General features: G+C 71.1%; 11 protein-coding genes and 1 tRNA gene. 9 read left to right on the top strand and 3 right to left on the bottom strand.

Annotated elements, in window-relative coordinates:
- Positions 1-296: 296 nt before the first annotated feature.
- The 6 genes from ACMTAK_RS28275 to ACMTAK_RS28300 all read left to right on the top strand — a co-directional run bounded on the left by ACMTAK_RS28275 (position 297) and on the right by ACMTAK_RS28300 (position 7,088).
- The gene (locus tag ACMTAK_RS28275) at positions 297-779 is read left to right on the top strand and encodes a CarD family transcriptional regulator (RefSeq protein ID WP_009716930.1); all 483 of its coding nucleotides are present in this window, start codon (positions 297-299) and stop codon (positions 777-779) included.
- Positions 780-1,114: 335 nt separating this feature from the next.
- On the top strand, positions 1,115-1,906 hold the full coding sequence (gene ispD / locus ACMTAK_RS28280; RefSeq protein ID WP_413808785.1) for a 2-C-methyl-D-erythritol 4-phosphate cytidylyltransferase: 792 nt from the start codon (positions 1,115-1,117) through the stop codon (positions 1,904-1,906).
- Positions 1,896-2,387 carry a 2-C-methyl-D-erythritol 2,4-cyclodiphosphate synthase gene (gene ispF, locus ACMTAK_RS28285; protein ID WP_413808786.1) on the top strand — a complete coding sequence of 164 codons (492 nt, stop codon included), beginning with the start codon at positions 1,896-1,898 and terminating at the stop codon, positions 2,385-2,387. The genes ispD and ispF overlap by 11 nt, the downstream gene beginning before the upstream one ends.
- Positions 2,388-2,606: 219 nt before the next feature.
- Complete coding sequence (gene cysS, locus ACMTAK_RS28290; protein WP_413808787.1) at positions 2,607-4,004, top strand: cysteine--tRNA ligase; 1,398 nt, start codon at positions 2,607-2,609, stop codon at positions 4,002-4,004.
- A 153-nt stretch (positions 4,005-4,157) separates the two neighbouring features.
- On the top strand, positions 4,158-5,108 hold the full coding sequence (gene rlmB, locus ACMTAK_RS28295; protein WP_413808788.1) for a 23S rRNA (guanosine(2251)-2'-O)-methyltransferase RlmB: 951 nt from the start codon (positions 4,158-4,160) through the stop codon (positions 5,106-5,108).
- Positions 5,109-5,324: 216 nt separating this feature from the next.
- Entirely contained in the window at positions 5,325-7,088 is a 1,764-nt protein-coding gene (locus ACMTAK_RS28300) for a DoxX family protein (RefSeq protein ID WP_413808789.1), read from the top strand.
- A 712-nt stretch (positions 7,089-7,800) separates the two neighbouring features.
- Here the strand turns inward: ACMTAK_RS28300 and ACMTAK_RS28305 are convergent.
- From ACMTAK_RS28305 to ACMTAK_RS28315, 3 genes are all read right to left on the bottom strand, one after another.
- Positions 7,801-8,601: a nucleotidyltransferase family protein gene (locus ACMTAK_RS28305; RefSeq protein ID WP_413808790.1), complete on the bottom strand. Its 801-nt coding sequence runs from the start codon at positions 8,599-8,601 to the stop codon at positions 7,801-7,803.
- 81 nt (positions 8,602-8,682) lie between these two features.
- A complete protein-coding gene (locus ACMTAK_RS28310; RefSeq protein WP_020870433.1) occupies positions 8,683-9,102 on the bottom strand; it encodes a hypothetical protein in 420 nt (139 codons plus the stop codon).
- A 312-nt stretch (positions 9,103-9,414) separates the two neighbouring features.
- Positions 9,415-10,551, bottom strand: coding sequence for an ABC transporter ATP-binding protein (locus ACMTAK_RS28315; protein ID WP_413813012.1), 1,137 nt, complete (start codon positions 10,549-10,551; stop codon positions 9,415-9,417).
- 176 nt (positions 10,552-10,727) lie between these two features.
- Here ACMTAK_RS28315 and ACMTAK_RS28320 point away from each other — a divergent pair.
- The 3 genes from ACMTAK_RS28320 (at position 10,728) to ACMTAK_RS28330 (ending at position 12,912) form a co-directional block, all read left to right on the top strand.
- Positions 10,728-10,800: transfer RNA gene (locus tag ACMTAK_RS28320), tRNA-Thr, on the top strand.
- A 476-nt stretch (positions 10,801-11,276) separates the two neighbouring features.
- Positions 11,277-11,534 (top strand): LysR family transcriptional regulator, encoded by a 258-nt coding sequence (locus ACMTAK_RS28325; RefSeq protein WP_046084493.1) that lies wholly within the window; start codon positions 11,277-11,279, stop codon positions 11,532-11,534.
- Between the two features lie 652 nt (positions 11,535-12,186).
- A complete protein-coding gene (locus tag ACMTAK_RS28330) occupies positions 12,187-12,912 on the top strand; it encodes a DNA-binding response regulator (protein ID WP_413808791.1) in 726 nt (241 codons plus the stop codon).
- Positions 12,913-12,995 lie beyond the last annotated feature (83 nt).

The following is a 12,995-nucleotide window of genomic DNA, read 5'->3' on the forward strand; positions in this document are numbered from 1 at the left end:
ATCGGGGCCGGATCCCTCGCTTCTGATCCGAACGGAGTAGCGGAAGTCCATCGACTGGACTCCGGCAAAACGGGACGTAGGGCCACTCGTCCGGGCTTCTTCCGACGCGTAACGGGCGGGTTTCGGGGTGCCCGGACAGCCGCTCCCACCTGCGAATACCCGGTTCCGCGGGCCTCGCGCAGCACGTTCCTGCCGCACTTGTCAAGCCCCGAGATATGCCCTGACCTGCGAAAACGCCATTCAGAAGAAGGCGTTCCCGTGTTACCCTAGATAGCCACGGAAGGGGTACCTGTCACATGACGTTCAAGGTTGGCGACACCGTGGTCTATCCCCATCACGGGGCCGCGCTGATCGAGGCCATCGAAACTCGCCAGATCAAAGGCGTGGACAAGACCTACTTGGTGCTGAAGGTCGCCCAGGGTGACCTGACGGTTCGTGTGCCGGCGGACAATGCGGAGTTCGTCGGTGTGCGTGATGTGGTCGGCCAAGACGGGCTGGACCGGGTCTTCGAGGTGCTGCGCGCACCGTATGCGGAAGAACCGACGAACTGGTCCCGTCGCTACAAGGCAAATCTCGAGAAGCTCGCCTCCGGCGATGTGATCAAGGTTGCCGAGGTCGTGCGTGACCTGTGGCGCCGAGAGCGTGAGCGCGGACTCTCCGCCGGTGAGAAGCGCATGCTCGCCAAGGCCCGCCAGATCCTGGTGAGCGAGCTCGCCCTCGCCGAGAGCACCAACGAGGACAAGGCCGAGGCCCTGCTCGACGAGGTTCTCGCGTCCTGACAAATCAATGCCGTGGTGCCCGAGTGACTCAGACGTGAATTCCCGCTAATCGTCTGTCGCCGGGCGCTGCGGCATGTGTACGTGCCGGGCGTCACTGATCCCCCGAGTGATCTCCTTTGATCCCCCGAGCGATCTCTGAGCCCCCGGTCCATCGCACCTGGCCCATCGCACCTGGTGCCGATGCGCCACCGCGCGCACGGTGCGCGGTGTAGGTGTGCCGGGCCCGGGCAGCTGGCTCGACCAGTCGTCACGGAAGGGGCCGGTCGGGGCATCGCGCCCGGCACGCTGTGGCCATACCCATCTCGGCTGAGGAAGCAAACCTGAACGCCAACTCAATGTCCGCACCGGATCACGACGGCTCCGGCGCGTCCGGGCGAACCGCCCGCACCGCCGCCGTGATCCCCGCCGCGGGTCGCGGCGTGCGGCTGGGGCCGGGCGCCCCCAAGGCGCTGCGTCCGCTGAGCGGCACGCCCATGCTCGTCCACGCCGTACGGGCGATGGCCGGATCCCGCTCCGTCTCCCTCGTCGTCGTGGTCGCCCCGCCGGACGGCGCCGACGAGGTGCGGCGGCTGCTGGACGCGCATCCGCTGAGCGGCAGCCTCGGCGACACCACCGAGGTGGTCGTCGTGCCCGGCGGCGAGACCCGCCAGGAGTCGGTGCGCAAGGGGCTGGCCGCCGTCCCCGAGACCGTCACCACCGTGCTGGTGCACGACGCGGCCCGGCCGCTGGTGCCCGTGGACACGGTGGACGCGGTCGTCGACGCCGTACGGGACGGGGCGCCCGCCGTCGTCCCGGCGCTGCCGCTGGCCGACACCGTGAAGCGGGTCGAGCCGCGCACCGGGGAGCGGGCCGGTGAGCCCGAACCGGTGGTCGGCACCCCCGAGCGCGCCCTGCTGCGCGCCGTCCAGACCCCGCAGGGCTTCGACCGCGCCACGCTCGTGGCCGCCCACGAGAAGATCGTCCTGGAGGGCGAGGGCGCCACGGACGACGCGGGCATGGTGGAGCGGCTCGGCGTGGAGGTCGTGGTCGTCCCCGGCCACGAGGAGGCGTTCAAGGTGACCCGGCCGCTGGACCTGGTGCTGGCCGAGGCGGTCCTGGCCCGCAGGAGGGCGAACGATGGCTTCTGACGCGGCGATGCTCCCCCTGGTGGGCATCGGCACGGATGTGCACGCCTTCGAGAGGGGCCGTGAGCTGTGGTGCGCCGGGCTGCTGTGGGAGGGCGAGGAGTACGGACTCGCCGGGCACTCCGATGGCGATGTGGCCGCGCACGCCGCCTGTGACGCGCTGTTCTCCGCCGCCGGGCTCGGCGATCTCGGCGCCCACTTCGGCACCGGCCGCCCCGAGTGGTCCGGCGCGGCCGGCACCACGCTGCTCGCCGAGGCCGCCCGGATCGTCCGGGACGCGGGCTTCGAGATCGGCAATGTGGCGATCCAGGTGATCGGCGTACGCCCGAAGATCGGCAAACGGCGCGAAGAGGCGACGAAGGCGCTGACGGCGGCCGTGGGCGCCCCGGTCTCGGTGTCCGGTACGACCACGGACGGGCTGGGCCTGACCGGCCGCGCCGAGGGGCTCGCGGCGATCGCGACGGCGCTGGTGTTCCGGCGGTAGGGGCGACCGCGGTCCGCACGGGGGGCGGGCGCTCCGGCGGTGGCGCCGCCCGGCGTTCCGGATGGGCGCGCGGGTGCTCCGGTGGCGCCGCCCGGCGTTCCGGCGGTCAGGGGGCGCGCGGGTGCGTCCGGAGTGTCACCCGCGTCCCGAGTGTCACGCTTCTGTGTCCCGTGAGGGAAGGGGCACGGGGCACCGTTCACTTCCCACTACCCTTGATGCGTGACTATTCGCCTGTACGACACCAGCGCCCGGCAGATCCGTGACTTCACCCCGCTCAACCCGGGCTGCGTCTCGATCTACCTGTGCGGCGCGACCGTGCAGGCCGCCCCGCATATCGGGCACATCAGGTCGGGGCTGAACTTCGACATCATGCGCCGCTGGTTCGCCCACCGCGGCTATGACGTGACGTTCATCCGCAATGTCACGGACATCGACGACAAGATCATCGCGAAGTCGGCGGAGCAGAAGCGCCCCTGGTGGGCGATCGGCTACGAGAACGAGCGCGCCTTCAACCAGGCGTACGACATCCTCGGCTGCCTGCCCGTGACCTATGAGCCGCGGGCGACCGGTCATGTCCCCGAGATGATCGAGATGATGCGGGAGCTGATCGACCGGGGTCATGCGTATGCCGCCGAGGGCAATGTCTACTTCGATGTGCGCTCGTTCCCCGAGTATCTGAAGCTCTCCAACCAGGATCTGGACGGACTGCGCCAGCCCTCGGGCGAGGGCGAGACCGGCAAGCGCGACCCGCGCGATTTCGCCATGTGGAAGGCGGCGAAGCCGGGGGAGCCCAGCTGGGAGACCCCGTGGGGGCGCGGCCGTCCCGGCTGGCACCTGGAGTGCTCGGCGATGGCGCACAAGTACCTCGGGCGCGCCTTCGACATCCACGGCGGCGGCGTCGACCTGATCTTCCCGCACCATGAGAACGAGATCGCGCAGGCCAAGGCGTTCGGCGACGACTTCGCCGCCTACTGGGCGCACAACGCCTGGGTGACCATGAGCGGCGAGAAGATGAGCAAGTCGCTCGGCAACTCGGTGCTGGTCTCCGAGATGGTCAAGCGCTGGCGTCCGATCGTGCTCCGCTACTACCTGGGCACCCCGCACTACCGGTCGATGATCGAGTACAGCGAGGAGGCCCTGCGCGAGGCCGAGTCGGCGTTCGCGCGGATCGAGGGCTTCATCCAGCGCGTGGTGGAGAAGGCCGGGAACGTGGAGCCCGCCGCCGAGGTGCCGCCCGCGTTCGCCGAGGCGATGGACGACGACCTCGGGGTGCCGCAGGCGCTCGCGGTCGTCCACACCACCGTCCGCCAGGGGAACTCCGCCCTGACCGCCGACGACAAGGAGGCGGCGGTCGCCCGGCTCGCCGAGGTGCGGGCCATGCTGGGCGTGCTGGGACTCGATCCGCTCGACGAGCACTGGGCGGGCGGTTCGGACCGCGGTGAGGATCTGCACGGCGTGGTCGATTCCCTCGTCCGGCTGGTCCTGGAGCAGCGGCAGGCCGCGCGGGCCCGTAAGGACTACGCGACGGCGGACGCGATCCGCGATCAGCTCCAGCAGTCGGGTCTGGTGATCGAGGACACCCCGTCCGGGCCGCGCTGGGAGCTGAGCACCCGCTGACCTGGCCGTTTGTGCCGCCCGCCGCGTCGGGCGGCACACTTGTGACCGTACATACGACCGTTCGACCGTTCGACCGTAGACGCGTGTGACGTTCGACGTTTTCCGTTGCCGTTTGCCGAGCAGCGCTGAGCAGTGAAGAGACAGGTGACATTCATGGCCGGCAACAGCCAGCGCAGGAACCGCCGTACCAGCAACAAGAAGGGCGCGACGGTCGGCAGCGGCGGTAAGCGGCGCCGCTCCCTCGAGGGCAAGGGGCCCACCCCGCCCGCCGAGATGCGCAAGGGACACGCCAAGCAGCGGATGGCCAACGCCCGCGCCCGCCAGGCCGCCAAGCGCCCCGTCCCGCGGCGCGGCGGCAAGGGCTCCAACGAGCTGGTGGTGGGCCGTAACCCGGTGGTCGAGGCGCTGCGCGAGGGCGTTCCGGCGAACACGCTGTATGTGCAGCAGTTCATCGACAGCGACGACCGGGTGCGCGAGGCGCTGAAGGTCGCGGCCGACCGCGGCGGCATCCACCTCATGGAGGCGCCCAAGGCCGAGCTGGACCGGATGACGAACGGGCTGAACCACCAGGGCCTGGTGCTCCAGGTCCCGCCGTACGAGTACGCCCACCCCGAGGACCTGAGCGCGGCCGCCTTCGACGAGGGCGAGGACCCGCTGATCGTCGCCCTCGACGGCGTCACGGATCCGCGCAACCTGGGCGCGGTGGTCCGCTCGGTGTCCGCCTTCGGCGGCCATGGCGTCGTCGTACCGGAGCGGCGCGCGGCCGGGATGACCGCGGGCGCCTGGAAGACCTCCGCGGGCACCGCCGCCCGCACCCCGGTCGCCCGCGCGACCAACCTCACCCGGACCCTGGAGGCCTACCAGAAGGCGGGCCTGACGGTGGTCGGGCTGGCGGCGGACGGCGATGTCGAGTTGCAGGACCTCGAGGTGCTGGACGGCCCGGTCGTGATCGTCGTCGGCAGCGAGGGCAAGGGGCTGTCGCGGCTGGTGGGCGAGACCTGCGATCTGCGGGTGCGGATTCCGATGCCGGGCGGCGCGGAGTCGCTGAACGCGGGCGTGGCGGCGGGCGTCGTGCTGTACGAGGCGGCACGGCGCCGGGGCTGACCCTGGTGTGAGCGGTGCGCCGCCGCTGGGCGTGGCGGTGCGCCGCCGGGCGGGGCGAGTCCGGTACGGGCGTGGGCCGGGGCGTGGCTGCCCCGGTCCATGAGGCGCCCTCCGGCCCGATGATCTTGACGGGCCTCGGACAGATCGGGACGTCCCCGGCAGTGTCTTTCCCGTCCGTCACTCGGTTAGTTGGACGTGGAGACCAGAAAAGCCCGCATGCCTTCGCCCCTGGCGGGACGCGCGGGGGGATTCGACGACGAACCACAGCTGACCATGGCCAAGGTGCCATGCGATCCGGCGCAGGTCGCCGTCAATGCCCCGAGCTTCCGGGTGCAGCTCAGCGTCCCGGTCGTCAGCAACACGCTGACGGACACGGCCCGGCTCGCCCGCGTCCCGGCCCCCGGCCGGCGTCGGCCGCCCGTGGTGTGGAGCGGCCGCACCCGCCCCGGCGGGGACACCGCGGCGACCCGGCTGCTGCAGGCCGTGCGGTACTCCTCCGAGGGGCTGACCGACAGTCTGTCCGATGGCCTGAACGATGGTGTGGGCCGTTCCCGGGCGGGCGAGGGCGCCGAGGACGTGGGCGCCACGCAGGTGCTGCCGCGGATCGCCTTCGACGACGACACGGCGCCCACGGTCATCGGCCCGCGCAACCCGCGTACGGAGTCCGTGCCCAGGTCGTCCGGTGGAGTGCCCCGGTCGTCCGGTGGGCGGCGGCGTCCGGGCGCGGACGGCCCGGCCGAGGCGGGCGGAGCGCGCGAAGCGGGCAGGGCGAGCGCGGTGGCCAGGGCGGCCGGGGCGGAGCGGCGCGGCGTGTCCTCCGGACGGCCGGGCGCCCTCGACGGCGAGCCGGACGAGTCGCGGCGCGCCGCGGTTCCGCGCCCGCGCCGCCACTCCGAGTCCGTACGCCACGCCTACTACCCCGGGCGCCGGATGAACCTCGGCGTCGTCCTGCTCCCGCTGCGCATCTTCCTCGGCTTCATCTCCGTCTACGCCGGGATGGGCAAGCTCTCCGACCCTGTCTACTTCGACGGCGGCGAGCGCGGCTCGATGGTCACCTGGCTGCGCGGGCTGCACCCGTGGCCGATCGCCGAGCCGCTTCGCGACCTGGCGCTGGAGCATCCCGTGGGCGCCGGGCTGACCGTGGCGTTCCTGCAGATCGTGGTCGGCGTGCTCACCGTACTCGGGCTGTGGCAGCGGCTGGCCGCCTCGTTCGGCGCGCTGCTGTCCGCCGCGCTGATCGTCACCGTGAGCTGGCGTACGGTGCCGGTCTATGACGCGCCCGACATCATCTACCTCGCCGCCTGGAGCCCGCTGATCATCGCGGGCGCGCCGGTCTACTCGGTGGACGGCCGACTTGCCGGCGAGGCGTGGCGGCGGCTCGGCCCCCGGGCCGAACTGTGGGAGCTGCGGCGCCGGGTGCTGCGCCGCGGCGGCGTGATGGCGATGGTGGTCGCCGGGCTGACGCTGCTGGTGGGCTCGATGCTGGGCGCCGCCGTACGGTCCTCGGAGGTCGTGAAGGCGCCGGAGCCGAGCGATCTGCCCACGAACAACCTCCCCGGCTCGCCGCTGCCCAGCAAGCCCGCGGAGAGCCCGCGCGGTGGGCAGCGCGGGACGGTGGGCACGGGCGGGGGCACGGCGGGCGCGCCGTCGCCGCGCGAGCGGCTGTCGCACCGCCCCGAGCCGTCCGCCACGGACTCCTCGGCGTCGACGTCCTCGTCAGGGGTGCCGAGCGCGACGGATTCGGCGTCCGGCACGTCCGGCCGCCCCAGCGGCGCGTCCCGGCCCCGCCCGGGTCTGGGTACGGCCCCCCGCTCCCCGCGCCACCCCCTCGCCCCGACGGCGCCGGGCCCGTCCTCGCTGGGCGGCGCCGGTGGCGGCCTGTCCGCGGGCGGCCCGGAGGGCGGCCCCCCGGAGGACAACACATACAACTACAGCGACCCGGCCGCCGAGGAAGCCGCCTTGGGCGGCCTCCTCGGCTGAGAACGATCGCGCTCCCGCACAGGACACCCAGCGACGCCCAGCGACACCCACGACGGCTTCGCCATCCGCTCACGGGCCGGCGCGGGTTCGGTGCCCGTCCTGACAGCCGCCGTCCGCCTCAGGCTTGTGGGCGCACTGGGGAGGTGTCCGGCGGACCTTGGCGCCTGCGGCGGGCTGTTCCCCTCCCCGCCCCTTCCCTCAACCGGGGCTCCGCCCCAGACCCCGGGTCCGGGGGTGGAGCCCCGGATACCCCTTGCGCGTCGGCACCCCAGGATGACTGGGCCTGGCGGCTGTGCCGGCCTGGCCGGCGCACGATGGGGCGGCGGGGTCGGCGGGTCTTTCGCCTCGCCGCCCCTTCCCGCAGCGTCGATACACGGCTCCGCCGCCTGGCTGGGGCTTCGCCCCTGGACCCCGGGGCTGGGGCGCAGCCCACTTCGCGGCGGAGCCGCATATCGCGACTCCTCCTGGCACGCCGGCGGCGCTCCAGTCGTGGGAAGGGGCGGGGAACAGCGCGCGGCAGGCGGCACGATCCGCCGGGGCGCCGGGGCGCGGCCGAGCCTGACGGCGTCGCGCGGCGCATCCGGGGCTCAGGCGTGTGGCACAGGCGTGAGCAAGCCGCAGGCGGCACGATCCGTCGGGGCGTCGGGGCGTCGGGGCGTCGGGGCGCGGCCCCGCGGCCGAGCCTGAGGGCGTCGCGTGGCGCATCCGGGGCTCAGGCGTGTGGCACAGGCGTCGAGTCGAAGGGGCCGTGGCCGTGGGGTGGGGGGCCTGCGGCCAGTTCCTTGGCGGCCTCGGTCAGGTCCTTGGCCGTGTCGATGGCCCGCCAGTACGCGCCCTGGGGCAGTGGGAAGCCCGCCAGCCGACGTTCCCGCGCCAGGCGCGGGAAGGTGGTGCGCTCGTGGTCGCCCCGGTCGGGCAGCAGCGCGGTGAAGGCGGCGGAGAAGACGTAGACGCCCGCGTTGATGAGGTACGGCGAGGGCGGCGACTCGATGAAGTCCAGGACGTGGCCGAACTCATTGGTCTCCACCGCCCCCCACGGAATGCGCGGCCGGGCGAGGGCGAGCGTGGCGGTGGCGCCGCGCTCGTCGTGGAAGTCCGCCATGTCGCGGAGCGAGAAGCGGGTCCAGATGTCGCCGTTGGTGGCGTACCAGGGCTGGTCGGGCTCCGGGAGCCTGGCGGCGGCGAACTTCAGGCCGCCGCCGCGCCCCAGCGGCTCCTTCTCGACGACGGTCTTCACCCGCAGCGGCAGCTCCGCCGCCTCGAGCCAGTCCTGGAGGACGGCGGCGAGGTGGCCGCAGGAGACCACGGCGTCGGTGACGCCCTCGGCGGCCAGCCAGGCCAGCTGGTGGCCGATGATCGGAGTCCCGGTGCCCGGGATCTCGACCATCGGCTTGGGGCGGTCGTCGGTGTACGGACGCAGCCGTGACCCCTGGCCTCCGGCCAGGACGACGGCTTGTGTGGGGCGCGCGGTCTGGTAGTGATGCCCGGGCTTGCGCTCGTCGTCATCGCTCATGAACCGCACCATATGCGGTGCGGGGACCGCCGAAGGGGGAACAAGGGTGGGAAGAGCCCCGGCGGGACGGCGGGGGCGCGGTCAGCGGTACGCCTGGGTGGTCCCGGACGCGAACGAGGTGTCGCAGACGGGCCGTGCGTACGCCTGGGCGCGGCTCACACCGCCGTACTTGGCGACCGCGGCGCGGCCGAGCGCACGGGCGATGGAGGCGCAGTGCTTGGCGAGCGAGGGCCGTTCGGCCGTCGCCACCTGGAGGTGGGTGAGCGCCACGGAGGGGTTCTTCTCCTGGAGCTCGGCGAGCAGCCGGTCGCGCAGCAGCTCGTGCGGCGCCCGGTGGGTGGCATGGGTGGACGCCCGGTCGGACGAGGCGGTGAGGATCTGCGACTCGGCGCTCGGCGAGGCCCAGGGGACGCGGGTGACCGCGAGGGTGCCGGAGAGGACGAGCACGACGGGGAGGACGAGGGCGAGCGTTCTGCCGATGCGGCGGGCTGCGTGGTTCACGGGGTGGTTCCTCGCGGGTGGGCGGTACGGAGTGGGCGGTACGGAGTGGGTGGTGCGGAACTGCGCTATGCGGTGATCGTAGCGAGGAGCGACGATTTGACGACATTCCGTCACCGGGCCGGGTGATGGAAACCCACTCTTGGCGTTCGGAGGGTTGACGCTCGGGGGCGAAATGCGCGGAATGTCGGGGAATTTATCGACAACGCAACACCGCGGCGCGCTCGCTCCCCGCCCACCCCAACGCGACGGCGCCGCCCGTCCGCGGGAAGCGGACGAACGGCGCCGTCGGTACGAACTGTCGGGTCAGCGGCCTCAGTCGCTGAGCCGCTCCCCGGACGAGGTCGAGAAGACGTGCGTCTCACCCGGCCGCGGCACGACGTGCAACTGCGCGCCCTTCTCCGGCACCTGGCGCCCGTTCACGCGGACGACCAGGTCCTTGACCTCGCCGCCGACCTCGGCGGTGCCGTAGACGTAACCGTCGGCGCCGAGCTCCTCCACGACGTTGACGGTGACGGCGAGACCGGCCGGGGCGTCGTCGGAGGCCTTGGTGAGGCCCTGGGCGGCGCCGCCGTTCTGCTCGACCACGTCGAAGTGCTCGGGCCGTACGCCCACGGTGACCGTGCGGTCGCCCTTGTCGGACGCGGCGCTCAGCGCCTCACGCGAGACCGGGACGACGCTGTTGCCGAACTTCACACCGCCGTCGGCGATGGGCACCTCGACCAGGTTCATCGCGGGCGAGCCGATGAAGCCCGCGACGAAGAGGTTGGCGGGGCGGTCGTACATGTTGCGCGGCGAGTCGACCTGCTGGAGCAGACCGTCCTTCAGCACCGCCACCCGGTCGCCCATGGTCATGGCCTCGACCTGGTCGTGGGTGACGTACACCGTCGTGATGCCCAGCCGCCGCTGGAGGCTGGCGATCTGGGTACGCGTCTGCACACGCAGCTTGGCGTCCAGGTTGGACAGCGGCTCGTCCATGAGGAACACCTGCGGCTCCCGGACGATCGCCCGGCCCATCGCGACACGCTGCCGCTGACCACCGGACAGCGCCTTCGGCTTGCGCTCGAGGTACTCGGTGAGGTCCAGGATCTTCGCCGCGTCCTCGACCTTCTGCCGGATCTCGGTCTTGTTCACGCCGGCGATCTTGAGCGCGAAGCCCATGTTCTGGGCGACGGACATGTGCGGGTACAGCGCGTAGTTCTGGAACACCATGGCGATGTCCCGGTCCTTCGGCGGCAGATGGGTGACGTCGCGGTCCCCGATCCGGATGGTCCCGCCGTTGACGTCCTCCAGCCCCGCGAGCATCCGCAGGGAGGTCGACTTCCCGCAGCCGGAGGGGCCGACGAGTACGAGGAACTCGCCGTCCTCGATGGAGATGTCGAGCTGGTCGACGGCGGGCTTCTCGGTGCCCGGGTACACCCGGGTTGCCTTGTCGTACGTGACGGTGGCCATGGTGATCTGTCCCTTCACCGGCAGGAACGTGCCGGACGATCCGAGTAAAGGAGGGGTCTAGTCCACCGGAGGTGGATTGGCGTGACGCTATACCGGCGAGGGCGGCCATGTCTCTAGCCAGGACCCGAGAATTTTCGAACGGATCACACCTCGGGGCCGGGTACACTACAGGGGACGCCGACTTAGCTCAGCTGGTAGAGCACCGCTCTTGTAAAGCGAAGGTCGTCGGTTCGAACCCGACAGTCGGCTCTGAGCCCGAGCAGGGAAGAAGCCCCGGACGGTCTGCCCTCCGGGGCGTTTGCTATCTCACTCGACCGCTTCCGAGCCCGTGAAGTCCTCGCGGCGCCGCCCGTGAAGTCCTCGCGGCCGCCGGAACCGGTCGCCTTCCCCTTGGAACCGCTCGCCCTCTCCTTCTCGTCCTCATACCGCCCGGCCCGGTGGACCGCCACGGTGCGCCCGCGGCCGAGTTGCCTGGACCGCCCGCGCGATGTGTGCGGTGAACGCCGCGTGAACTTTCATCGGAGCCGGGTTCTTCACCTCCGGCGTTGCAGCATGTTCCGCTCTTGTGAAGTCTTCGGGGCCCGTCGCATTGCAGCTTCCTGCACCGGATGTTGCCTTCCAAGATTGAGTACGTTGATATGGTCTCGACGGATCGGATAACCCGTGCCTTCTCGGCGACGGGTTCTCGACGGCCATCGGATGGTGGCCGCCGGACAGGGGGCAAAATGCATGAGCGGGAGTTCCGCGCTTTCGTTTCCATAGCTGAGATAGGACGCATGGACCAAGCGGCCAAGGTGCTCGGCTATTCACAACCGGCCATCAGTTACCAGATCAAGTGCCTGGAACAGATGTTGGGCACCAAGCTTTTCACCCGCGACTCCACCGGTGCCCAGCTCACCAGGGAAGGCCGCATGATTCTTCCGTCCGCACGGGCGGTGCTCGCGCTGATCGACAGCATGAAGGGCGTCTGCGCGGCGGCCTGACGCATGCTGCAATCGCCACTTCGGCCCGACTTGTGGCGGCGGTCACCCAGGAATGGGGAACTCCTCATGTGAATGATCGCCACATGGATGTGGAGTGGTTGACCCGCTGGTTCGCGGCTTGTCGGGGTCATTCTCCGATTCCCTATGTTGGCTGGCAGTAACAGGACAGAAACAACCCGGGACGCTCGCTGAAAGCCTCCTGACCGATGCGTACAGTGATGATCACGACGTCGGAGGCGGGGGAGCCCGGGGCTGTACTGCAGCTAGCTGACAACTTCGGGGGTTCGCGCGGGGGGCCAAAGGGGGGCCGATAAGGGGAAGACCTGCCTACTCTTTCTGTGCCGACTTGGACGCGTTGACTGGCGTAGGAGTGGGAACTACTGTCGGCCGCGCATCGATAATTGAAGTGTTCCGGCTTTCAACCTTTGGCGACGGAACATACCTGGCCATTCAGGGGGATGGCCACTCACTTCAACCTCCCAGCCGCATCCCGGACCTACCGGTCCGATGTCCGCTGGTGATCGTTGTGTCATAACGGGGGTAAAGCGTGACAGGTTTGGCGATGGCGCCTGTTTCCGCGAGAGCGGGGGAACCGGCGGCGATAGGCACGGCTTCGGGACCCGGTGGTCCCGAACCGGGACGTGACGGTGTCGTGCAGGCACTGCTCCAGGCCCGTAAATTGATCGAATCGACGGTGAATCTGCACCGCCGCACCGTGGCCCGGCACGCCGTGGTGACCATGAAGGGGAATGACGCGGCCGTCGCGAACGCCGTGGAGGGGCTTGTCGACCGGGCCCGGCACGGCATCAGCATCGCGCTCCCCGCCGGCGGCGACCGGGCCGAGATCATGGTGTCGGCGCTGCGTCGGCTGACCGGGCCGGGCCATGAGCGCATTCCGGTGCGGCTGCTGTGCACTCCTGGTGCGCTCGCCGACCCCGCGACCCGGGCCGCCGTGGAAAGCGGTGTGAACACGCAGGTCAAGGTGGTCGACGCGGTCATGGAGATGCTGATCGTGGACGGCAGCGTGGCCATGGTCCGGTCCTCCGTGGAGCGCGGGGGAGGGGACGTGGTGTCGGTCATCGAGGACACGGCGTCCGTCCGGGCCCTGGATCTGCTGTTCGCCGGTGCGTGGTCGGGCGCGGTGCGCCTCGCGGAGCACCGCTGGATCAGCGAGCGGCTGCGGACCGAGTCCGCCCGGCGCATCCTGGAGCGGCTCTGCAAGGGTTATACCGACGATGTCGCGGCCCGTGAGGTCGAGGTGTCGTTACGCACCTACCGGCGCCATGTCGCGGAGATCATGCGGGCGTTGGGGGCCAGCTCCCGGTTCCAGGCGGGAGTGCGGGCGGTCGAGCTGGGCCTGCTGTCGACGGCCGACTGACCCGGGGAGCGACGCGGTGCGTGCCGTGCCGTGCCGATGGGCGGACACGAGTGGGTGTTCCGCGGTTGATACGCGATGAAGAA

The organism is Streptomyces lacaronensis (assembly GCF_047337785.1).
Classification (GTDB): Bacteria; Actinomycetota; Actinomycetes; order Streptomycetales; family Streptomycetaceae; genus Streptomyces; species Streptomyces lycopersici.